General features: G+C 40.3%; 18 protein-coding genes and 1 other RNA gene. 11 read left to right on the forward strand and 8 right to left on the reverse strand.

Translation table 11 applies throughout. The features are described 5' to 3' along the window. Window positions 1–22: 22 nt before the first annotated feature. Complete coding sequence (locus tag CLV32_RS04425; protein ID WP_243732232.1) at window positions 23–1,192, reverse strand: proline dehydrogenase family protein; 1,170 nt, start codon at window positions 1,190–1,192, stop codon at window positions 23–25. A 111-nt stretch (window positions 1,193–1,303) separates the two neighbouring features. Between CLV32_RS04425 and CLV32_RS04430 the strand changes: the two genes are divergently transcribed. From CLV32_RS04430 to aroC, 7 genes are all read left to right on the forward strand, one after another. Continuing rightward, window positions 1,304–1,510 carry an RNA-binding S4 domain-containing protein gene (locus tag CLV32_RS04430; RefSeq protein ID WP_133552778.1) on the forward strand — a complete coding sequence of 69 codons (207 nt, stop codon included), beginning with the start codon at window positions 1,304–1,306 and terminating at the stop codon, window positions 1,508–1,510. Then, the gene (gene aroB / locus CLV32_RS04435) at window positions 1,510–2,577 is read left to right on the forward strand and encodes a 3-dehydroquinate synthase (RefSeq protein ID WP_133552780.1); all 1,068 of its coding nucleotides are present in this window, start codon (window positions 1,510–1,512) and stop codon (window positions 2,575–2,577) included. Before CLV32_RS04430 ends, aroB begins: the two co-directional genes overlap by 1 nt. Continuing rightward, window positions 2,567–3,463 (forward strand): sterol desaturase family protein, encoded by an 897-nt coding sequence (locus CLV32_RS04440; protein ID WP_133552782.1) that lies wholly within the window; start codon window positions 2,567–2,569, stop codon window positions 3,461–3,463. Before aroB ends, CLV32_RS04440 begins: the two co-directional genes overlap by 11 nt. A 210-nt stretch (window positions 3,464–3,673) precedes the next feature. Next, window positions 3,674–4,507, forward strand: a complete 834-nt coding sequence (locus CLV32_RS04445) for a prephenate dehydratase (RefSeq protein ID WP_133552784.1) — start codon at window positions 3,674–3,676, stop codon at window positions 4,505–4,507. Window positions 4,508–4,541: 34 nt separating this feature from the next. Further along, complete coding sequence (locus tag CLV32_RS04450) at window positions 4,542–5,693, forward strand: chorismate mutase (protein WP_133552786.1); 1,152 nt, start codon at window positions 4,542–4,544, stop codon at window positions 5,691–5,693. After that, window positions 5,693–6,946, forward strand: coding sequence for a 3-phosphoshikimate 1-carboxyvinyltransferase (aroA, locus tag CLV32_RS04455; protein WP_133552788.1), 1,254 nt, complete (start codon window positions 5,693–5,695; stop codon window positions 6,944–6,946). The genes CLV32_RS04450 and aroA overlap by 1 nt, the downstream gene beginning before the upstream one ends. 12 nt (window positions 6,947–6,958) lie before the next feature. Further along, window positions 6,959–8,047, forward strand: coding sequence for a chorismate synthase (gene aroC / locus CLV32_RS04460; RefSeq protein WP_133552790.1), 1,089 nt, complete (start codon window positions 6,959–6,961; stop codon window positions 8,045–8,047). Here aroC and CLV32_RS04465 read toward each other — a convergent pair. Further along, window positions 8,044–10,467, reverse strand: coding sequence for an alpha-ketoacid dehydrogenase subunit alpha/beta (locus CLV32_RS04465; protein WP_133552792.1), 2,424 nt, complete (start codon window positions 10,465–10,467; stop codon window positions 8,044–8,046). The genes aroC and CLV32_RS04465 overlap by 4 nt on opposite strands. Before the next feature lie 131 nt (window positions 10,468–10,598). Here CLV32_RS04465 and CLV32_RS04470 point away from each other — a divergent pair, with 131 nt between their 5' ends. From CLV32_RS04470 to ssrA, 3 genes are all read left to right on the forward strand, one after another. Beyond that, entirely contained in the window at window positions 10,599–10,991 is a 393-nt protein-coding gene (locus tag CLV32_RS04470) for a DUF1573 domain-containing protein (RefSeq protein ID WP_133552794.1), read from the forward strand. A 63-nt stretch (window positions 10,992–11,054) separates the two neighbouring features. Further along, entirely contained in the window at window positions 11,055–12,257 is a 1,203-nt protein-coding gene (locus tag CLV32_RS04475; protein WP_133552796.1) for a pyridoxal phosphate-dependent aminotransferase, read from the forward strand. Window positions 12,258–12,322: 65 nt separating this feature from the next. Continuing rightward, window positions 12,323–12,687: a transfer-messenger RNA gene (ssrA, locus tag CLV32_RS04480) on the forward strand. A 268-nt stretch (window positions 12,688–12,955) separates the two neighbouring features. Here the strand turns inward: ssrA and CLV32_RS04485 are convergent. Further along, complete coding sequence (locus CLV32_RS04485) at window positions 12,956–13,846, reverse strand: hypothetical protein (RefSeq protein WP_133552798.1); 891 nt, start codon at window positions 13,844–13,846, stop codon at window positions 12,956–12,958. 127 nt (window positions 13,847–13,973) lie between these two features. Between CLV32_RS04485 and CLV32_RS04490 the strand changes: the two genes are divergently transcribed. Then, complete coding sequence (locus tag CLV32_RS04490) at window positions 13,974–14,399, forward strand: DUF2971 domain-containing protein (protein WP_133552800.1); 426 nt, start codon at window positions 13,974–13,976, stop codon at window positions 14,397–14,399. Between the two features lie 142 nt (window positions 14,400–14,541). On the opposite strand, the gene CLV32_RS04495 is transcribed toward CLV32_RS04490, so the two are convergent. The 5 genes from CLV32_RS04495 to CLV32_RS04515 all read right to left on the reverse strand — a co-directional run bounded on the left by CLV32_RS04495 (window position 14,542) and on the right by CLV32_RS04515 (window position 24,494). Next, complete coding sequence (locus CLV32_RS04495) at window positions 14,542–16,242, reverse strand: reverse transcriptase domain-containing protein (protein WP_166641879.1); 1,701 nt, start codon at window positions 16,240–16,242, stop codon at window positions 14,542–14,544. A gap of 1,012 nt (window positions 16,243–17,254) precedes the next feature. After that, window positions 17,255–18,613 carry a glycoside hydrolase family 28 protein gene (locus CLV32_RS04500; RefSeq protein WP_133552804.1) on the reverse strand — a complete coding sequence of 453 codons (1,359 nt, stop codon included), beginning with the start codon at window positions 18,611–18,613 and terminating at the stop codon, window positions 17,255–17,257. Between the two features lie 86 nt (window positions 18,614–18,699). Further along, window positions 18,700–19,671, reverse strand: coding sequence for an alpha/beta hydrolase (locus CLV32_RS04505; RefSeq protein WP_133552807.1), 972 nt, complete (start codon window positions 19,669–19,671; stop codon window positions 18,700–18,702). Window positions 19,672–19,717: 46 nt separating this feature from the next. Beyond that, window positions 19,718–21,229, reverse strand: a complete 1,512-nt coding sequence (locus CLV32_RS04510) for a RagB/SusD family nutrient uptake outer membrane protein (protein ID WP_133552809.1) — start codon at window positions 21,227–21,229, stop codon at window positions 19,718–19,720. A gap of 22 nt (window positions 21,230–21,251) precedes the next feature. Continuing rightward, entirely contained in the window at window positions 21,252–24,494 is a 3,243-nt protein-coding gene (locus tag CLV32_RS04515; RefSeq protein ID WP_166641880.1) for a TonB-dependent receptor, read from the reverse strand. Between the last annotated feature and the right edge of the window lie 78 nt (window positions 24,495–24,572).

The raw sequence follows: 24,572 nt of genomic DNA on the forward strand, positions 1-24,572 counted from the left end.
GGAGCCGAATAGCTCCGTCATATTATAATTTTCTTCTTTGTTTTTCCTTGACGATCAGATTAAGCTCCCTGCTCGTTTGTCCGGCGATAGATGTATTTTCCTGAGCTCTTCTGAACAGGTACGGCATAACAGCTTTAACTGGTCCATAAGGGACATATTTGGCTACATTATAATCTGCATTTGAAAGATTGAAACTCAGGTTATCACTCATTCCCAGCAACTGTGCAAAATACACGTGCCTGTCTGAAGCAACAATACCATGTTGATTCATCAATTCGGTCAACAACCTGCAACTCTCTTCATTATGTGTACCACAAACAAAACCAATTTCCTTGATATTTTCGACGCAGTATTTTAACGAGGCATCATAGTCGCGATCCGACGCCGCTTTATCAGGTTGGATTGGAGATGGATAGCCCATCTCTGCAGCGCGTTTACGTTCCTTTTCCATATAGGCACCACGAACCATTTTTACACCAAGCAAATATCCACGCTCTTTAGAAATAAGGTGATCTGCTTTGAGGTCTGCGAGCTTGTCATGGCGGTACATCTGATAAGTATTATAAATTAATACCTTCTTTTTATTGAATAAGCTCATCATTTCTGCAGCCAGATCATCAATAGTTTTCTGAATCCAGGTTTCCTCCGCATCAATCATAATGGGCACATTTTTCTCAAAAGCTGTTTTACAGATTCTGGTGCAGCGCGTTTTGACACGCGAAAATTCCTTTTCTTCTTCGGCAGTCAACACCTTACCGGCATCAAGTTTCTCCAATAATCCGAAACGCCCAATGCCCGTAACTTTAAAAACGGTGATAGGCACCCTTGGATCCCCGGTAGCGCGTTCGATGGTTCTGATAATCTCCGCACAGGTGAAATCGAATACCTCCTCATCATCTTCGCCTTCTACAGAATAGTCGAGGATAGTACCCACCTTGGCCGTAGACAACTGCTCTATAGTATGTTCGCATTCTGCGATCGTTTCGCCACCACAGAACTGCTTGAAGATCGTCGCTTTAATAGCTCCCTTGATCGGCAGGCCAATATTCATAAAAAAATTGGTGATCGGAGGCCCTACTTTGGTTAGGAAGTTACTGCTGATTACTTTAAACAACAAGTAGGCACTATTGAGTTCTCCATTCGATTTATTGCGAAAAGCAATTTCGGTATCCTCGAAATTGAGTTTTTTCATGGGGGAAATTTCCATCAGGAATAAGTTAGTTAGTCAAACGGATGCAAAAATATGAATTCCCCGGCTAGCAAAGATAAAACAGGTTGTAATAAATTGTAATTTTGCTGGACGATGATAGAATTTAAGTTAGAAGGCGAATTTATTCCCATGATATCACTGTTAAAGGCTACAGGCCTTGTACAAAGTGGTGGCGAAGCTCAAACGGTTGTGGAAGACGGCCTTGTTAAATATAATGGTGCAGTCGATTATCGCAAGCGTTTAAAAGTACGCGTTGGGGATGTTATTGATTTTATGGGTAATAAAATAACCGTAATCTAATGGCAGAATTAGTTAATTCCGGACATACGATTCACTTCGAAACAGAGCTGCAGCCGCTTAAGACTTTTCTGGAAGATGCGAAGTACAGCAAGATCTTTGTCTTCGCAGACATCAACACTTCAGCACATTGTCTACCTGTTTTTCAGGCGATGCTGGACGATTTCAGCACATTTGATGTGATTGAGACTGATCCCGGCGAAGAAAATAAGAATATTGATTTCTGCATTGGCATTTGGAAAACATTATTGGATTTTGAGGCTGATCGCAAAGCGCTAATGATTAACCTTGGCGGTGGTGTTATTACAGACATGGGCGGATTTGTGGCCTCGACCTACAAACGTGGTATCGATTTCATCAATATACCTACTACCCTACTGGCTCAGGTTGATGCTTCTGTAGGCGGCAAAACAGGTATTGATATCGACAACATAAAAAACATGATCGGTACTTTCAGCCTGCCACAGGCTGTATTTATTGAATCAGCATTTCTGAAAACTGTTCCTGAACGCGAGTTGCTTTCTGGGTTTGCCGAGATGATCAAACATGGCCTGATCATCGATAAAGACTATTACGAAGCGCTTAAAACCAGCGATTATAAAAATATTTCGCCAGAGTTGGTATACCAGTCGGTAGCAATAAAAAACAAGGTCGTTACCGAAGACCCTTTAGAAAAGGGCTTGCGTAAAATCCTGAATTTTGGTCATACTATCGGTCATGCTGTGGAGAGTAACTCTTTGAGCAAGGATAAAAAACCACTCACGCACGGTGAAGCCATAGCCATCGGGATGATTTGCGAAGGCTGGCTATCGCACAAAAACAGCAACCTTACACGCGCCGAACTGGAAGATCTAACTGCTTTTATTAAGGTTACTTATCCTCAATACACAATTAAATCCAAAGATTTTAAAGGCATCCAGGAGTTGCTGAAGAGCGATAAGAAAAATGAACACGGTCAGATTCTGTTCTCCCTTTTAGAGAGCATTGGGCAATGCGAATACAATTGCAAGGTTTCTGACCAGGACGTAATTGAAAGTTTAAATTATTACAATTCAGTCTATGATATATGATTCCAGAGGGATAACAGTAACCTCTTTATTTTCTATGGTGATTGTCATCTCTTTTGTGGAGATGTACTTCAGCTATATGCACGACAGGAAGTTATACACCAAACGTGATACCTGGACTAACCTCTATCTGATGACGGTGGCGGTAATTATCAATCTGGGTATGAAAACAGCTACGTTCTTTCTGCTGAATTACTGCTATCAATTTCGCCTTTTTGAAATCCATAATGTTTGGATTTATTGGACTGTGCTAATCCTTGGCCAGGACTTCCTATACTGGCTATTGCATACGACAGGTCATTATGTACGCCTTTTCTGGGCCATGCACGTAACCCACCACTCTTCTGCGCATTTCAATCTGACCACGGGATTCCGTTCTACAGTTTTTGAACCTTTATACCGGGTATTCTTTTATTTGCCCCTGGCATTTATGGGTTTTAACGCCATAGATATCCTTTTCGCTTATCTGATTACGCAAATTTACGGCAACCTGGTGCATACACAGACAATTGGAAAATTACATCCTGTGATAGAATATATCTTTGTGACCCCTTCGCATCACCGGGTACATCATGCCAGTAATGTACGTTACCTGGATAAAAACATGGGTATGGTACTTATTTTATGGGACAGATGGTTTGGTACGTTCCAGGCAGAATTACCCGAAGATGAAGTGAAATATGGATTGACTACACAGCCAGAAAAAACAGATGCAGTCAACATTGTATTTCATGAATTTATAGCGATGTCTAACGACATTAAGAAGGCACCTACCATAGCTGACAAAATAAAATATGTTTTTTATCCTCCGGGATGGAGTTATGATGGCAGCACCAAAATCGCAAAGCTGATGCAGCAGGATTTAAAGGAGGCTGAGGGCCGCAAATAATATTTTCAAATAACTCTTGACAAATTAAATTTTGTTATTACATTTGGAGCAACGAAAAAAGAAATGAAAAACGTTACTACATATTGGTTTGGTTACTTTTACTATTTTAGTAAGAGCCGGGACTAATATGCATACTTAGAAGATAAAAACACAGTATACAAAAGTCCCGGCCTAAAGCCGGGACTTTTTTTGTTTAAAGCAAAAATTAACATGAAAAAAGGACCAAGAGTTGCAATACAGGGCACAAAAGCATCGTTTCACGAGGAGGCTGCTTTTAAGTATTTTGGTAAGGACATCCAAACTGTTGAGTGTAACTCATTCAAAATTACCTGCGAATGCCTGGAGCGTAAAGAAGCAGACTATGTGGTAATGGCCATAGAAAATTCTATCGCCGGCAGCTTGTTACCAAACTACACCTTGCTGCGCGAGTATAATTTCAACATCGTTGGTGAGGTATACCTGCCAATTCAATTACACCTGATGGCTTTACCAGGCGTTAAGTTTGAAGATGTAAAATATGTAACCTCCCACCCTATTGCAATCCGTCAGTGTATCGATTTCTTTGATCAGTTTCCTCATATTCAGGTAATAGAAAGCAACGACACTGCAGCTTGCGCTAAAAAGATCAGGGAAGAACTGCTAACAGACACCGTTGCTATTGCCAACACGCTTGCAGCAGAACTTTACAACCTCAATATTATTGAGCGCAGGATTGAATCAAACAAAAAGAACTACACCCGTTTTCTGATCTTAAAAGGTGAGAGAAATGAAGAAGAAACAACAATTAACAAAGCCTCAATCTGTTTTCAGGTGGGTAACCATGTTGGTGCCTTATCGAAAGTGCTCAACATATTCTCTGAATTAGGCATCAATCTGACAAAAATCCAGTCTATGCCCGTATTAGGTAAAAGAAACGAATATAATTTTTATGTGGATATAGAATGGGGCAGCATAGAGAACTATGACACCGCCATCCGTAAAGTACTGAAATACACAGTAAACTTCAATATAATGGGCGAATACGCCAAAAACGACAAAGTATAATTCACAACAATATTTACTCCCAAACCCAACAAAAATGAAATTAAGTTTAAACATCCAACCATTAAACAGCTGGATCAACATCAAGAATGAGCCCCTTATTATCTCTGGTCCCTGCAGCGCAGAAACTGAAGAACAACTATTATCAACAGCACACCTGCTGGCAGCTACCGGAAAAGTATCGGTATTGAGAGCTGGGATCTGGAAACCACGTACCCGTCCGGGCGAGTTTGAAGGTATTGGTAGCATTGGTCTGGAATGGTTAAAAAAAGCAAAAGAACAAACTGGTTTGCCTACGGCAGTTGAAGTAGCTACAGCAAAGCATGTGGAAGAAGCACTTGCTGCAGGTGTTGATATCCTTTGGATTGGTGCCCGCTCAACAGCGAATCCGTTTACTGTTCAGGAAATTGCCGACGCTTTAAAAGGTGTTGATATTCCTGTGTTGGTTAAAAACCCTGTGAACCCGGATCTTTCATTATGGGTTGGTGCATTAGAGCGTATTAACAATGCTGGTATTACTAAATTAGGTGCTATTCACCGTGGCTTCTCTTCGTACGAGAAAAGTGCTTTCCGCAATGAACCAATGTGGGAACTGGCAATCCAGCTGAAAACTTTATGCCCTGAATTGCCAATCATCAATGATCCAAGTCATATCTGCGGTAACCGCGAACTGATTCCTTATATTTCACAAAAAGCATTAGATCTTGATCTTCAGGGGCTGATGATCGAATCACATATTGATCCTTCTGTAGCATGGACAGATGCCAAGCAACAGGTTAGCCCTGCGGCATTGGAAGAGTTGGTAGACCGCTTAAGCCTACGTAAAGCAGAATCTAAAAATGAAGAGTTTGTAGATAAATTAGCCGATCTGCGTAAGCAAATTGATAAAATCGATGACCTCATGATCCAGAAACTTGGTGAGCGCATGGCGATTGTAGAACAGATTGGTATTTACAAAAGAGATAACCAGGTTACTATTCTACAGGTTAACCGTTGGGACGAAATTATGCAGAAGCGCGGTGCAATGGGTAAAGTTTTAAAGTTAGACCCTGTATTTACAGAGAAATTCCTTGAACTTGTTCATGGAGAATCTATCAGAAAACAAACCCTAATCATGAATGAAGGCAAAGCTGCAGCTAATGTTGCTGAAGCAAGTGCACCAGTTACTGTAGAAACACTTCCTGGATAATGAAAAAAAATGCATTCGTCAGTTTCTCTGGAAAATCACCTGTAAACGCAACAATTTACCTGACGGGCTCTAAAAGCGAAAGCAACAGAGCCCTGGTGATTGCTGCGTTAAGCAATGGACTTGTTGAGGTAAAAAACCTCTCCGATGCCGCGGATACCGTTACGCTGAATGGCATTCTGCAAAAGCTGGATAAAAATACGACCTCGGTGCAAACCGTTGACGTTGGTCATGCTGGAACGGCAATGCGCTTCCTGACTGCTTTTTTATCTACCACACCGGGTCGTTTCTTGCTTACCGGTTCAAAAAGAATGAAGGAAAGACCGATTAAACTGTTGGTTGAAGCACTCACTACTTTAGGGGCATCCATTAATTACACTGAAGAGGAAGGGTATCCGCCCTTGGAAATTAATGGTGGGTTTACTCAAAAAACTGCCAGCATTAGTATTAAAGGCGATGTGAGCAGCCAATATTTATCCGCTTTACTTATCATTGCTCCTGTATTGGAACTCGGGTTAACGCTAACGATTGAGGGGTACCTTACTTCGAGACCTTATGTAGAAATGACGTTAAAGATGTTGGAAGAAACAGGTATAACACATAGCTGGAACGATAACATCATTCAGATTAATAAGCAAGATCATAAATCTTCTACGCTTGTTGTAGAACCCGACTGGTCGGCCGCTTCCTACTGGTATAGCATCGTAGCACTGCTTGATGATGCAACCATTGCATTGCCTCACCTCAAACATGCGAGTCTGCAGGGAGACAGCCGCATCCAGTCAATCATGACAATACTGGGCGTAAGCACCAGCAGAACAGCTGAAGGCATCAGCCTTAAAAAAGTGTTGCCATCATCGGATATTGACGACATTCTGGATTTGCAGGACTGCCCGGATCTGGCACAGACTATTATTGTTTGTGCTGCTGCCAAGGGACTTCATCTAAAGTTTACAGGATTGGAAACCCTAAAAATCAAGGAAACCAACCGCGTTAAGGCATTACAAAACGAACTGGCGAAGATTGGCGTAGAACTAGTTGAAGACAACCTTATTTATACATTGGTTTGTGATAACCTCCACTTCCCTGAAAAGGTAGTGTTTAAAACATACGATGACCACAGGATGGCGATGGCGTTTGCACCATTAAGTATCCTGATTAAGGAAATAGAGATGGAAGATATGGATGTGGTAGAAAAGTCGTACCCTGATTTCTGGAGCGACCTGGAAAAAGCAGGGTTTATTATAAAAAGCTAATTAACGATAGATATGGCAGGAAATTCATTTGGTCAGTTATTCAGAATCTCGACTTTTGGGGAATCACATGGTGTGGCTATAGGTGTGATCATAGATGGCTGTCCGGCGGGCCTGCCGATTGACCTGGCTTTTATTCAGGCAGAACTGGATATGCGGAGACCGGGGCAGTCCAGGATTACCACTCAGCGTAAGGAAAGCGACACCGTACAAATTCTTTCAGGAATTTTTGAGGGCCAAAGTACAGGCACCCCGATTGCGCTGTTGATTCCAAACGAAGACCATCGATCAAAGGACTATGAGCACAATAAAAATGTTTACCGCCCTTCGCATGCCGATTACACATATGATGCGAAATATGGTGTCAGAGATCACCGTGGTGGCGGCCGTTCCTCTGCCCGCGAAACCGCAGCCAGGGTAGCTGCAGGAGCTATTGCTAAGTTATTGCTGAAACATGCTGGAATCGAAATTTTCGCGCATGTATCTGCTGTGGGCAAAATTAATGCTCCTGCGCTGGCTCCTCTTCCTGTACAGGAATTATTTGCCTTGCGTGAAGATAATATTGTACGATGTGCAGATGCTGCTGCAGCAGCAGAAATGATAGCATGCATCGAAGGAATCCGTAAAGATGGAGATACCATTGGCGGAAAGATCAATTGTGTGATCCGTAACTGCCCCGTGGGTTTGGGAGAACCTGTTTTTGATAAGCTACATGCAGATCTGGGCAAAGCAATGCTCAGCATTAATGCGGTCCACGGTTTTGAATACGGATCTGGGTTTGAGGGTAGTGAGATGAAAGGCTCCGAGCACAATGATATTTTCGAAACAGATGGTAAATCACCAAAAACGCTGACCAACTTTTCAGGAGGTATTCAGGGAGGTATCTCCAACGGAATGGAGATTAGCTTCAAAGTAGCTTTTAAGCCTGTAGCCACGATCATGCACAATCAGCAGACCGTAGACAGTGAAGGTAATGCTGCAGAAATTAAAGGTAAGGGCAGGCATGATCCATGCGTAGTACCCCGTGCCGTAGTCATTGTAGAAGCTATGGCAGCACTGGTATTAGCAGATCAGTTTTTAAGAAATAAAGTTAGCCGGCTTTAAAAAATAGCCGGGAACTTTGATGCGTTATGCTCATGCATCATTTGATATACAGTCTCTACAACATCATCAACCGAAGGTTTACTAAAGTAATCGCCGTCCGTCCCATAAGGCGGGCGGTGTGCTTTAGCACTTAAAGTCTGAGGTTGAGAATCCAACAGATAATATCCTTTTTGCACTTCTAAAATTTGTTGCAGGATGTAGGCGGTAGCGCCTCCCGGAACATCCTCATCTACAACAAGTAATTTATTTGTTTTTGCCAGCGTGGCAACACAAAGTTGATCGGTATCAAACGGTAACAAGGTTTGTGGATCCACAATTTCGACGTCGATACCAAAGCGCGCCAGTTCTTCAGCAGCTTCTTCTACAACGCGTAAGGTGGATCCGTAAGAAACGATGGTAATATCTTTACCTGATCTGATGATCTCTGCTTTCCCTAAAGGAACAGTGTATTCACCAACATTTTCAGGCAATTTTTCTTTCAGGCGGTAACCATTAAGACATTCTATTACCAATGCCGGTTCGTCGGCACGGAACAAAGTGTTGTACATACCTGCAGCCTGGGTCATATTTCGTGGTACGCACAAATGCAAACCTCTTAACGAGCCTAAAATCATCTGTATCGGCGATCCTGAATGCCATACGCCTTCCAACCGGTGGCCACGTGTACGGATAATTACAGGTGCTTTTTGTCCCGCTTTAGTACGATAAGATAAACTGGCGAGGTCATCACTAAGCACATTGAGTGCAAAAAGCAAGTAATCCAGATATTGAATCTCCGCAATTGGCCTAAGTCCGCGTAAAGCTAAACCTATTCCCTGCCCAACAATGGTCATTTCACGAATTCCAGTATCTGTGATCCTCAGATCACCATATTTTGCCTGTAAGCCGGCGAAGCCCTGATTCACATCACCTATGGCGCCAAGATCTTCTCCGAAGGCAACAAGGCGCTGATCACGGCCGAAGTTTGCATCAAAACAAGCATTCAGCAACTCACGTCCATCCACCATTTTACCGGTTTCGGTGTATTCAGGAGCTACAACTTTTACATTCGAAGGACTTTCCTTACCGTCTGTAAATAATTTAGAGTTATAGCGGTCTGCGTTTAAATCTTTATGTTTCTGGTACCACTCAAGGAGCAATGTACGCGATGGAGATGATGTATTGATGGTAAATCTTAACGCCCTTCTGGCCGAAGAGACTACTTCTTTACGCTGTGCATCAGGTGTACTTGACAATACAGAGGCAATTTTCAATAAAGTTGCATCGCCCTGCGCAATTTCTTTGATGAGATTAATGACTTCATCTTTTTCAACTTTGATATCGCCAAGAAATTCGTTCCATGCTTCTTTCTGTGCATTGCGCACAAATTCTTTAGCCTTATTTTCGAGGGCTGTGATATCGTCTTCGGAAATGATTGCCGATTCGAGCATCCATTTGCGCATTTGCAGGATGCAGTCGTATTCTTTTTCCCAGTCCAGACGTGTTTTATCTTTATACCGCTCATGTGATCCTGAAGTGGAGTGCCCCTGAGGTTGCGTGACCTCAGTTACATGGATCAATACAGGTACATGTTCTGTACGGCAAATGTCTATTGCACGCTGGTAAGTTTCGCAAAGACCGGGATAATCCCAGCCACGCACTTTAAATATTTCGTATCCTGGTGTATTCTCATCACGCTGAAAGCCTTTAAGTATTTCTGAGATATCTTCTTTTGTTGTTTGGTATTTGGCAGGAACAGATATGCCATAGGCATCATCCCAGACCGACATAGCCATAGGAATCTGCAAAACTCCCGCAGCATTGATAGCTTCAAAGAAAACGCCTTCTGAAGTGGATGCGTTTCCAATGGTTCCAAAGGCTACTTCATCACCGTTTACCGAGAAATTTTTGAGATAACTCAGTTCCGCGTTTTGTCTATATAATTTGGATGCATATGCGAGGCCAACTAGTCTGGCCATCTGTCCACCTGTAGGGGCAATATCCGATGAAGAGTTTTTAATTGCTGTAAGATCTTTCCAGCTACCATCTTCATTGAGTGATCGCGTTGCGAAGTGGCAATTCATCTGACGACCTGCTGATGCCGGATCTGCCTCGACATTGGGATTGGCATATAATTGCGCGAAAAACTCTTTAATGGTTGCAATGCCTGTTGCGAAAGCAAAAGTCTGATCGCGGTAGTATCCTGATCTCCAGTCGCCATTTCTGAAGGCTTTCGCCATAGCAATCTGAGGAACCTCCTTGCCATCACCAAAGATGCCGAACTTTGCTTTGCCGGATAAAACCTCTTTACGACCTAATAAACTAGCTTGTCTGCTTTCAAAAGCAATTTTATAGTCCTGTATAACGATGGTCTTGAAATCTTCAAAACTTAATTCAGCAGCGTCAATTGGATTCGTTGTCAGATTTATATTTGGAGTCATAAGCAATTCCTATTACCAGGCAAAGATACATATTTTCTAAAGTTTGAGTTATGCATGCATTATAAATATAAATAGTTGAAAACTTTAGGATATCTAAAAAAATGATTATTTTTGTTATCAAATAGAAAGCCATGAAGAAGTTAATTGTATTATTTACCATGATTTTAGGTGTTAGCTTTGCTACACAAGCACAAACTAAACCTGCGGATTTCAAGTTCGATAAAGAGTCTTATGACTTCGGAAAAGTTACATTGGGTAAGCCTGTTTCGATTGACTTCAAATTCACCAATACAGGCGAAGAGCCCCTGATTATTTCTAAAGTTGAAACTAGCTGTGGATGTACTGTTCCTGAATACACACAAACTCCGGTTAAAAAAGGAGAATCAGGTGTAATCAAAGTTACTTACACTCCTGCAGGTGCGCCAATGCCATTCAGCAAAATTGTAACGATCACCTCTAATGCTAAAACCAGCACTAAAGTCCTTTACATTAAAGGTGAAACAGTTGCTGCAAGTTCGAAGTAAAATTTTTATTCATATTTATGACAAAAAACCTCGTTAGTTAACGAGGTTTTTTATTTTTGCACCATGCCAAACATATCAGAAAAAGGGCTGCAAATGCCTGCATCTCCCATCCGTAAGCTTACTCCTTTCGCCGACAAGGCAAAAAAAGACGGAAAAAAAGTATATCACCTTAATATTGGACAACCGGATATTGCTACACCTGAGGGCATGCTGAATGCCATCAAGAACATTGATTTTGACGTGTGGGCGTATACTGCTTCTGAAGGGACTTTAGCCTACAGGACAAAGCTTGCTGAATATTACAATAAATTAAATTACAATATAGATCCTCAGGATATTCTCGTTACCGTAGGTGGTTCTGAAGCCATTACTATCGCAATGCAGACTTGCGTAAACGAAGGCGATGAGATCATCATTCCAGAGCCTTTCTACGCAAACTACAACGGCTTTGCCTGTATGAGTAATGTGGTTGTTAAACCAATTCTTTCTTTTATTGAAAATGGTTTCGCTTTACCTCCTATTGCTGAGTTCGAGAAGCTGATTACACCAAAGACAAAGGCAATCATCATTTGCAATCCAAATAACCCAACAGGTTACTTGTACTCAAGAGAAGAACTGGAAGCGTTAAAAGCATTGTGCTTAAAGTACGATCTGTTCTTGTTCTCTGATGAGGCTTACAGGGAGTTTTGTTATGATGGCAGGGAGTTTATATCCCCCATGCATTTAGATGGTCTTGAGCAGAACGTAGTGATCATGGATACAGTATCTAAACGTTACAGTGCTTGTGGCGCACGTTTGGGATGCCTGATTACTAAAAACAAAGAAGTTATTGCTTCGGCATTGAAATTCGCACAGGCAAGGCTAAGTCCTGGTATGGTTGAGCAGATTGCCGGAGCCGCGGCTGTTGATACTCCTGATAGTTATTTTGAAGCTGTAAATACAGAATATACCTTAAGACGCGATACACTAGTCGCGAGGTTAAATGCCATTGAGGGCGTATTCTGTCCGAATCCGGGTGGTGCTTTTTATGTTGTAGCGAAGTTCCCTATTGACGATGCAGATGTATTTTGCCAATGGATGCTGGAAAGCTTTGACAGTAACGGAGAAACAGTGATGATGGCACCTGCAACAGGTTTTTATTCTACACCAGGATCTGGAAAAAATGAAGTGAGAATGGCTTATGTACTGAATACTGACGACCTGAATAAGGCGATGGATTGTTTAGAAATCGCATTAAAAGAATATCCTGGTAGAAAACTGGCATAATTTTAGTAAATTTGTCGTGTTGTTGATGAAGGCCTAGTTAACCTTTATACCTCAACACGCATACTGGGGCCGTTTTGGATTTGACAGGGTGGAGCTAAGTATGTTAGCATGCAGTGCGTTGTACGGAGAGCACTTAAAGAGAACGTTCACACTTTGATTGGCGAAAATAACTACGCCTTAGCTGCCTAATTTAGAATTAGATAGCTTTTGTCCCTCTGACTGCTGCATCGTTAGGTTAGAATCAGGGGCATCGAAATAACAATGCTGGCTGTAGTAAGGTACGGTACTACGGCGAGATAAAGTACCTAAGGAAAAAGTCAAGGTAGGTTTCCGGCCCGGCTGCTCCCGAAAATAAAGTGGAAAATAAGCATGTAGAAGGCATAATTTATCACACAACTGGACAAGGGTTCGAACCCCTTCGGCTCCACCATAATGGACAACTTCAGTAAATCCGAAGTTGTCCATTTTTTTTTGCCCTGCTAATTTCCTGTTTATCAGCGCAGTTACATCACAAACAACGCCCCGAAAGAAAGCATAAAAGTAAAGACCTGAAGAAAATATTGCATACATAAAAGTAATAAAACAAAAATTTAACTTTGAACATTTAAGCACGGCACAGTTTGCATTCAACTATATCTTGCTGAAATATCATGCCAACCAAACATCCCTTTATTGGCAGAAATGCCAAGATCAACTGACTATTTTTTAAGCAGTATTTTAACATCAAATGTTTCTATTTCACTTATTGTCGAGAACACAATTTTTAGGTGGTTGAGATCGGGATATTGCGACGCCCATTCTATAACTTGTGCCTGAACTGAAGGAATGTTGCCAGTACCCAAGGTATTTGGCTCGTAGATAATCATTAATACAGGGACCGCATTACGGTTAGTATTACTTTTATAATAGATAATTTTATTGTTGAGCTGAACAAGTGCTTTGTCTACAACATAATGGTTAAAGTTGGTCTGGTAGTATTTGATTTCAATGATGCGGTCAAGGAAAGCAGAAGATTTGGAAGCCATAACAATATCTATCTCAATTTGACCTAAACGCATTTGGCTATAGGTTTCGAAATTCTTATTTCTATTGTTTTTGAACAAATTGTATACGCGTTCCTCTACTTTCAGGTATTCGATTAGCGAATTGTTGCTGGTTGGGGTTTGGCTTTCTTCTGTATTTGCAGCTTCGATCTCATCTACTTCGTTTTGTGCCTTTTCAAAAACCTCAACAGGACTCATTGCAGTCAACTCGAGTTTGGATTTAGCGAGTTCAGTATCGAATTTTTCGTCTATGCTTTTTTGCCGTTTGAACCAACGGCATAAGCCCCATTGGGATATCAGGACTCCCCCTGAAAACAACAGTATAGAAATGTAGGGAATGATATCTTGTAAAAATGCTACCTGCATTTGCTTCCTCAAGATAAGTATCTGCATATGAGGTTGGAGTTGCATGATTTTAGAGTTCTCCAAATAAACACCAAAATCTTCTTTGAGAGAATAATATGGAATTATAAAGCTTAGCACAATAAGAATGAGGCCTATAGACACCAAAAATTTGTTAACATCACCATATTCTATTTTTTCCACAAGCGTCCAGTTAGTTCTCCTGCAATATAGAGAATTGTAAAAGACTCTATTCTATTTCTTGGAAAGTTGTAGAAAGATAGGCAACTAAACAGAATAGGTTTGCTGCTTGCAATGTCTATATTTGATCATGAACAAACCAAATGAGCTAGATAACATTTATAAGTATACTTCTTTGGAATCTGGCTCAAAAATTCTTTCGGGGCTCACTTTGAAGTTTACGAATCCTAGAGATTTTAACGATCCATTTGACTGTAATATTGACGGGGTCTATTTTGACACGGCCAGTGTCGATAGCTATACTGCAAATGATCTTAAAGTCTTACACAATGAATTTCCAACGTTAAAAGATAATCTTCACTTGATTGCACCTGCGTTTGAAAGTTCGGTGAAAAATAAAATCCAACAGTGCGCTGTCACCTGTTTTTCCCTTAATGCTAAAAGTGAGTTGATGTGGGCACACTACGGCGACAGTCATAGAGGAATATGTATTGAATTTAATAATAGCTTATTTGAGCAATTCCATAAGATCAAAATTGATGTCGAAGGAACGTAATATATAATGTAACAGAAAAAGTAAACTACTGTGAAGGAAAAATCAAGGGTTTACACCGCATCTTCCTGACCAAAGCCGCTTACTAGTATTATGAACAGAAATATCAGCAATTATTTTCACCCGTACGTTTTTCTTATAAATATCATTTTGGAGTAGTGTTTTCAATTACATAAATATGATTAAAAATTTCTTTAAAAGCTTCTACATCGAAGGAATTGTATCTTGGATTGTTATTATAAACGTAGTCTGCAAAGTCATTTTTAGATAATGCAATACTTGCTCCCGAAGAATCAACTACCTGGGAGTCAAAAATAGTCGGGAATCTATTTTTTAATTTCTCAAGATTTCCTTTGTATCTATATTTCTCCAATTTGTGATTCCCATTATTTTCAAATTCACTGCTGACAAAGATTCTTCTATTGTTATGGTCATAAGTGAATAGATCATCATCAGTATAATAATGCTCAATACAAATATTTTCGAAATTTCTATGTTTTGGCACTGGCAAGACCATTGAATATACGTTATTCGTCCAGTCTTTATAAAAATCATTAATGGAAGTTACTTTTGGAATAAAATTCTTGTCGTCCCTGTCAAATATGCATATGGTTTTGTTCTTCTGCATTCCCAGTTTTGGTATCGATTCGCAAATTTTGAACAGTTCTGAGTTTGAGACTTTATGTTCATCAAGGTAGTCAGCAAAAGTCAAATTTAGATTGTTGTAGGCCCCTTGTGCTTGAAGCTTGATTAATGCTGCTTTTATGTGCTTCCAATCTGTTTTGCCTTCCGTTAAAATCAGGGTATTCTTTGATTCATCAATCTTTTTATAAATAATCGAAAGACGTGCGTTAGGCACTATTACCTTAACTCTATCATAAAGCTTTTTAAAGAGAAAATCATCTTTTCCTCTTACAAAGCCTATGAAAGATATTTTCCCAACAAGCCGCTTTATGAAAAAATCTATCGGGCTTTTCAACCTATTTAGATCTATCTCATTTTTTTGAAAATGTACTATCGCTGTTTTTTCAACACCATGTTTTTCGCATGCATGTAAAATCGCCCTAATTTGTTTTATATAAAATCTACTTACATTTGGTTTCACATTTACCTTGATCCCAGTCACGGTTTGATTATTAAATCTAGAAGCCATTCTTACTTTAGATTCATTAATCGTAAACCCATTATTATGTATTTGATTTAAAATTGATTTCGAAATTTCAAATTGATCTTTATTAAAAATTCCTAGTTCCGATGATAAAGATCTAATATTGCTCGAGAAAGTAATGTCATCGGCATATCTGGTGTAAAAAAAACTATTTTTTTTCGAAAACTGTATAAAGCTATTATCAAGTTTTCGACAGATAAAATTCGAAATAATTGGAGAGGTTGGGGCACCTTGTGGTAAAAGTCCATTAAAACAACAGATTTGCGCAAGTAGAGTAGCTATACGTTCAGGAAAACTAAAAGGTGAAGATAAAAACATACCACGAACTCTTCCGAAATGAATTGTCGAGAAAAAGTCTTTTAGATCAATATTTATGAGTATTTGTTTCTTTAAATGAGAGCTTGCATTGCTCAAAATATTTTTGTCCTTGACGAATCCATGAACACAGTTTTTCTTGCCAAAAAACTCTACTAAGTCATCCTTAAGTTTTGTTTGTATAACTTTGAGCTCGGGATTTGGTGAATTTATTATCCGAGATGATCCATTTTTCTTCTTAACCTCGAAAGTATGGTATTTATAAGCATTGGGCAATCTATAGAGTAGATGATTTAGCTGTGCCTCTTCTATTCCTATATAATCTAATAAATCCTCTTTTGACTTTATGTTTAATAAATTCACTACAATTATATTCTAAATGGCACGATAATTCTACTTAAAAAAAATCACGTTTACTCAGAAAAATCGTAATAAACATGAATATACCGTTATAATTAAATCAAAAAGGATAAAAACTGTCCCATTTCTAAAGCTGTTGCATGAACACAACAAAAATCAATTTCATATCGTGACCATTTAGAATACGGCAATATATAAAATCGTTGATGAAGTTTTAATAAATTGGCTTAGATTTATTAAAACTTCATAATCAATCTTATCCTCAATTGAGGTTACTTTACTTTTAGTAAGGTTTGCTGATGTCGTCGATTACACAAAAGAAAGACAGGGAGGATTGAGTATGACTTAAATTTAAACTAGCCCCTTCTTTTCTTTCTATGGCTGTCCAAGATGCATCAAAGCGATCAATTTGACTAACCAACGTCATTAATTTCCAGTCTAAGTCAAGAAACAGTGTATATACATTTGCCTTACTCATAGAGCAAATGTACTAAACAACGTCTTAAAAATATCCGATAATATCCGATAATATCCGATAATATCTGATAAATATCCGATAGCTATGTAAACGTATAGGATGAGATTTTCAGAAATTTGGCGCGGTGTGAACTGTATTTGTTGCTAAACGTATTAAGCAGAAAGGTTTCATGTAAAGATAATCAGTGTTCTAATATATGTCATCCTTGATGTACTATTGGATTTACATCAAGATATTTTATGAACTTGGTGTGTTTACGCTAACTCCTGTACTGATTCCCTTATCCTTACATGTTATATTAATTTTCCGGGCCTTTGCCAGAAAGTTTTATTTCCCTATTGGCATAGCTTTCTTCATATTAGCTTCGCTTGGGCCTGATCTATCAAAGCAGACCATTACTAATAGCGAGGCTAATAGATGATCTTTCAAAATTGATTATGTATTATGATAAAAACAATAAGCCAGATACTTCTTTCGCGAGATATTTCGATATAAAGTTAAGCCAGATAACCTTCAAATAATTACAAATTGACATGGTTATTTCACAGCCGTAGGAACTTCCATTTCTCTGCCGATTACGACATTATTGAACATGATATGTTCCGCATTGGTAAAACTTATGCCGTTAACACAAGAATCAATACGAACATTAGTAAAATTCACATTACTCACCTTTTTCGTTGGATATCCCTGTATAACTAAACCGGCATGACTTGCTGATTTGAATTTGAGGTTCTCAATGAAAATATCACGAATGTCCGTTTCAAAGCCTTTACCCTCTCCATGATAAAAAGACGTAATAAACACCCCGTCTTCCACATCGCCAAATTCTACATCGTTCACGTAAATGTTCTTTATAAATCCTCCCCGGTCTGCGTTAGACTTTAAATAAATACCTCTTTTACAATAACCACCATAACCACAATTTTCTACAAATACATTTTGTACTCCGGCCGACATTTCGCTACCAATAACAACCCCATGTAACCCTTTAAAACGGCAATTACGAATAATGATGTTCTCTGAACTCATTGCCGTTTTTCTACCCTCATGATCCCTTCCGGCCTTAATGGCAACATTATCATCGGCGTTATTAAAATCGATGTCTTCTATTAAAATATTTTTAGAATATTCCGGATCAAAACCGTCGTTATTTTTATTAAAAGCATCAAACTTTACTTTTCTGGCCGTAATGTTTTCTGACTTTAAAAAATGAACAGACCAGAATGGCGAATTAGCAATGGTTACTCCCTCAATAAGGATATTCTTGCATTCAAAAAATTGTATTAGTTGAGGCCGCAAGTAATGTCCTTCGCCAAAGAGACGCTCTTTGACAGGCATCCCGTCGTGATTCATTTTTCGAGTCAGCTGCTGTGCTGGCTTCTGAAGGTCATACCATTTGCTGAAACCATTTTTACCATTCCCATCTATTATACCCTCCCCTATGATCGCTACGTTTTTCACCTGATAAGCATAAATTAAAGGGCTATAGTTATAAATTAGAGTACCTTCCCAACTAGTAGGCACAAGTGGCAGATAGTCTTTCGAATTCGTACTAAAAACAAGTTTAGCACCTTTTTTTAATTCTAAACATGTATTATCCACTAAATGAATAGGACCGTTAATAAGATAAATACCGGGAGGCACGATAAGCCTGCACCCATTTTGTTCCTTGCAGGCTTTCAAGACTCGGTCAAATGCAGGCTTGTTGTTAGTCAACGAATCACCTTTAGCACCAAAATCTGTCAATACCTTTCTGTTTTCTGAAATTTTTGGAGGAATAATGTTTTTCAGAATTTCGTCCCGCTTTTCGATTCTGGAAGGACTTTTAGCGTCGGGAGATTTACAAGAAAAAAAACAAGCGGTGATGAGAACGGCAAGGCAGAATAACTTCATTATTGAATGGGTTTTGAGTAAGGCGCATGCACGCATTTAAATATAGTATAATTTCTTATCTAACAGTATAAGTCAACCGTGCTCTGTTATTTAAAAACCTTTGCGAGGAATGAAGTGATATTATTGACCATCGGATCAAACCAAGGTTCATATAAACAGAAGCCATGTGGAGAATCTTTAAAACTCACCACCTCAGTATATACGCCTTTTTTCTCCATATTTTTCCTGAAGTCATCCCGTCCGGCATGCATTCTTTCTACAGAACTGTTGAGAAACAGGAATGGAATAGTGCTCTCCGGAGTGTAATTATCAGGTGATGCTTCCGCCCATAAATCTAACCGCTCTGTACGTGGATATCCGATCCACATGGCTGATGCACCGACATTACTGAGATTTTGTGCCTCCCAGGATTCTGGATGTATAAATGAAAGCGTCCCATCGATATCAATCACGGCATTAACGCTACTCGAATATTTGTTGTTTCCCAAGTCGCCTTCCAACTTGTTCACATGCGCAGTTACCCCGACTAACGACGCCAGCTGCCCCCCGGCAGAAAAGCCCAACACCGCAATTTTGCTGGTGTCTACGTTGTATTTTTTTGCATTTGCTTTAAGCCAGCGCACGCTAGCTTTGACGTCAAACACACCTGCCGGATAAAATGCTTCAGTCGACAACCGGTATTCGACAGTAAATGAAGCTACGCCTTTAGCAGCAAGATGTTGAGCTAATGGGATATGCTGACTCCTGTCTCCAGAACGCCATCCGCCGCCATGAATAAGTATTACCGCCGCAGTCCTGGTGGTTGACTTAGGTGTAAAGGCATCCAAATGGAGTTCACGCTGACCAGCTTTTGCATAAACCAAATTACGTTTCTCGGTCACGCCAGGTAATTTCTGCTCCTGAACAAGTTTGATGTCAGGATATTTTTTCTTGTTCGAACGAAAATCGCTCTGACTGGAATAGCTGGTATCCCGGATACCAGTGCGCCATTCGAGGTGTTGTGCCTGGCTATTCACAGTTGTAAAAAGTCCAAAAATTAACGGTAGATATTTTTTCATAAAAAAAGGAAAAATGCGCAGTGTTACCACCGCGCATTATAATTAATTAATAACCAGTGTTCTGTTTAAGTTTAGGATTTGTTGCAATCTGTGTTAGTGGAATAGGGTAAATACTTCGGAATGCCGGCGTAACAGACGTTTTAAAAGTCCAGGTGGTATTGAAGTACGTACCAAACCTGATCATATCCCGTCTGCGGTGCCCTTCCCAGATAAACTCTCTCGCTCGCTCTTCTTCCAGATTTTTTAATGTCAAACTGGTCAATGTAGTTGCATTACTCCGGGTCCTAACCTGATTGACCAAAGTTAACGCTTCTGCCGTAGTTCCTGATCTGAATAAAGCTTCGGCTTTGGTAAGCAGGATATCTGAATATCTGGTCTGGACGTAATCTGTATTACCATTGGATCCCGACCAGGTTACACCTTCAGGAACATACTTCAATACCCTGTATCCCTCATTATCAGCGGCAGCAGTAAAACTTACACAGTTTACCAAATTAAGTTGCACCCCTTTGCTATCCACCAACGGACTGCCATCTAATTTAAACTGCGGACCAAATTGAAGCAAGTTTCTGCGTCTGTCTTGCACTTCATAACGATCCAAAGCCTCCTTCTGTGTAGAGAAACCATTGGCCGGTGCAAATGGCAAACTATAGCGCTGCTGATCTAATGCTGGCTGTGTGTAAAGCATATAGGCATTTCCACCGGAACTTCTTGCAGGATCAATAGAGAAAGCGAAGATCACTTCTTTGGTCTTTCCTTCATTAAGGGCTTTAAATGATTCTACAACGTTACTTTCTAAGCCGAAGGCTCCGGTATTGATTACATTATTACACATCGTTACAGCGTCATTCCAACGCGCTGTTCCTGTATAAACTTCTGCATTAAGATAAACCATCGCCAGGGCTGCATATACGGCCTCCTTGGTCAACCTTGGATAATAGGTAGCTTTATTCACAGAATTTGCTGCAGGCAAATCGTTTACCGCAGCAAGCATTTCGCTTTCTACAAATTTGAAAATATCAGCACGGGCTGTAGTACCTGGCAGATTATTCTGTTCTATCTTTCCCACAGTCACCAGAGGTAGATTTCCCCAAAAGTCCATGGCATAAAAATAACCATATGCACGTAATGCTCTTGCTTCGGCAATTTGAGTCTTAAAACTACCCACTGAAGGCGAAGCATTTAAGCTTTCAATTACAGCGTTGGCAATTCCAATTTCAGAAAATATATTGTTCCAGGCATTAGATACAGCTTGGTTATCCGCCTTCACATTATGCTGCATGATATCTATATTATTCTGGTCAAACCAGCCGCCACTAGCTCTTCCTGGGACAATAAATTCATCTGTACCTTCAACTGAAATTGTCCATGGAGCAGAAACCCCTTGCACCTGTTGAAAAGACTGATAGATTCCTGCTACCGATGAATTGGCTTCGGCCTCAGTTTTATAATATGTTTCGGGTGACAAGCGCCCGAAAGGCTCCTCGTCTAGTTTTGTACAGCTGCTCACTACTACAGCGATCAGCATTATGAGTTGTATTTTATATGTCGTTTTCATGGTTCATCTTTGAATAAGCTGATTATTGAAAGTTTATGCTTGCGCCAAAGCTAAAGGTGCGCGCCCTTGGGTATCCCAGATAATCAATACCCAAGGGTGGGCTGCCTGATGCTGTAACATCAGAATTCACCTCAGGATCCAGTCCTGTATATTTGGTAATCACAAATAAGTTCTGTGCAGTTACAAACAGGCGAAGACTTGAAATTGCCGCTGTTTTTACAGGTACTGTGTACCCTAACGTGGCATTGTCCATACGCAGGAAGGAACCGCTTTCTAGCCAGCGTGATGAAAATGCTTTTGGCTGATTGATAGATACGCCATCATTTATAACAGATTGTAAGGCATTTCTTCCGGGTAGATTATTCTTATAGCCCAGGTTATTAGCAGTTCCATTGTAAAGCATGTTCCCATAAACGCCTCTTAAATTGAAACCGAGCGACCATTGTCCGGCTACAAAGTTATGACTCATCCCATAAGTAAATTTAGGTTGTGCACTTCCTAAAATCTGATTTCCCGCAGGATCATAGGTCTCCAGACCATTTGCATTTACACCCGTAAACACTCTACCAAAGAATGTTCCCAATGGGTATCCCGGCATAATCAACTGTGCAAAACTACCGGAAGATACTGTTCCCTGTAGTGGTGCCTGCTGGATATTGCTACCCCTGTAGACATCATTGGAAAGACTCAGTACTTTGTTGAGGTTTCTACTAAAATTCAAATTCGTTTCCCAGCTAAATTTACCTTTCTCCAGCACTGTCCCTCCTATTTCGATTTCGAACCCTTTATTTTCAACGCTACCAACATTGGCAATTTGTGTACTTACAACAGCAGGTTGAGGCACCGCAATCCGTAACAGCAAGTCAGATGTTTTTTTGCGATAGTAATCTACGCTTCCATGAATACGGCCAGCAAATAATCCATAGTTAATGCCCACGTTTAACTGAGCGGTCGTCTCCCACTTCAAATCCGGGTTGGCAAATTGCTGTGGTAGTACAACTGTAACCCGCTGACCGCCGATAATATATCCGTTATTACTTGGCCCCAATGTGGTGATAGAGTTCAGGTTGCCGATCTCCTGATTGCCTGTAACACCGTAACTTACGCGGAGTTTCAGATCCGAAATAGCCTTTACTTTAAAGAAGTCTTCCTGAGAAATCCGCCATGCTGCTGATCCCGAAGGAAAAGATCCCCATTTGTGTGAAGCACCAAAGCGACTCGATCCATCTCTTCTCACAGTTCCCGTAAGTAAGAAACGGTCATCATAGTTATAATTTACACGGGTATACCCTGAGATTAAAGTATTACTTTCCGCGCCACTCGATACTTGATTGATCAGACTTGCTGCCGCTAAGCTATACCATTTGAACTCGTCTGATAAGAAACCCGAAGCGATGATGCGGTTGCTTTCTCCATAAAAATATTGATAGGAATAACCTGCGATGGCATCCACAGTGTGCTTGCCAAAAGTCTTATTGAAACGGAATACTGTTTCCAGCAATTTGCTGTAATCAAAAAACTTCTGTACACTGGTGTATCCATTAAAACCATTTCCTATTGGATTGTTTTTGTTGATATAGGAATTGCGGTCTGTTGACTGACGGGTATACCCTAAATTCACGTTTACACTTAGTGGATCAATGATCTTATATGAAGTCATTAAATTCCCCAAAAGGCGTTGATTTGTTTTCTGATCCAACACATCCGTTGAGAACGAGACCGGATTAATCCGGAAAGGTGGAACGTGGTTATAGCCGCCAGCTGCATTATACACAGGAAAAGTGGGATTAAAGACATAGGCTTCGTAGTTCATACTTGTTCCTGCCTCACCACCAACAGTATTAGAAATTGGCGCTACATTTGATTTATTCTGTCCGTAATTAACTTTCAGATCAAACTTCAATCGGTTATCCAACGCACTATGGCTGATGTTGGTCTGGATATTGGCCTGTTGAATTCCAGAGTTCAGCACAATACCTTGCTGATTGCCGTACCCAAAAGAAGTGCGGTAGGTAGTTCTGTCTGAACCTCCGGAAAGCGATATATTATGGTCATTGCTGACAGCTGTTCTAAAAATCTCATCCTGCCAGTTCGTATCCCCACCGGCATCATTTAAAGGAAGATTTAAAGAGGTAACCAAACTGCGGTACTCAGTTGCATTAAGTACTGGTAGTTTTTTTGCTACCTGAGAAATACTAATCAATCCATTATAAGAAACTACCGGTTTACCTGCCTTGCCTCCCTTTGTAGTTACCACGATGACACCATTTGCTCCCCTTGAACCATAAATGGCAGTAGCCGATGCATCTTTCAGTACCGTAATAGATTCAATATCATTTGGATTGAGTGTTTGCAAAGGGTTGATAGGTTCCTGATCAAAAACATCGGTTCCATTACCTCTGATGCTCGCCTGTCCCAGGCCTGCTGTAGTCGAGATCGGTACACCATCAATAACATAAAGTGGGTCGTTAGATCCTGTGAGAGAGGTCCCACCCCTGATCCGAACTGTATTGGAAGCTCCCGGCTTACCACTGTTCTGCGAGATATTGACCCCCGCAACCTTGCCTTGCAGCAATTGCTGGGGGGAGAGCTGTACACCTTTATTAAAGTTTTCTGAAGTTAGTGAACTTACCGATCCTGTTAGATCTTTCTGTTTTTGCGTTCCATAACCGACAACAACAACTTCATTTAGTCCGGTATTTTCCATTTTTAAGCTTACCGAGATAGTGGTCCGTCCATTTACTGCTGTTTCTACAGGCAGATAACCGACGAATGAAAACACAAGTATCCCCGCATCAGGCACCGTGATTTTATAGTTACCCGTTGCGTCAGAAATTGTTGTTGTAGCCGTATTCTTAACCTTAATAGTCACACCAGGTAAGGGCTGTCCATTATCGCCGGTAACCTTTCCATTCACCAGCAAGTCTTTTTTGCTGGCCGCGGCCTCAATGGGCTTCGAAGGTTGAGGCTCTTCTTTTAAAACGATAAGGATATTGTCGTTTAAAACCTGGTACGTAACCGGTTGATCTTTGAGACATTTGCTAAGCACCAGCTTAAGATCCTCGTTTTTCACGCTGATGGTGATTGGTTTTAGCCTGGCCGCCAAACCACTGTTATATAATATGTTTATCTTAGTCTGTTTTCTGATTTCAGAAACTACTTCTGTTAAGGAAGCGTCCTTAACGGAAAGTGATATTTTTTGTGCGTAAATTGCTGCCTTTACCTGTAGTACAGTGATGGCGAGCAAGACAAAAGTGAACTTCATCCTCAGTAAGATTTTAGACAATAAGTAGCCCCGATGCCTGATTCTAGATTCAGCATTTTTTTTATACATTTGATTAAT

It is taken from the genome of Pedobacter duraquae (assembly GCF_004362245.1).
GTDB lineage: Bacteria > Bacteroidota > Bacteroidia > Sphingobacteriales > Sphingobacteriaceae > Pedobacter > Pedobacter duraquae.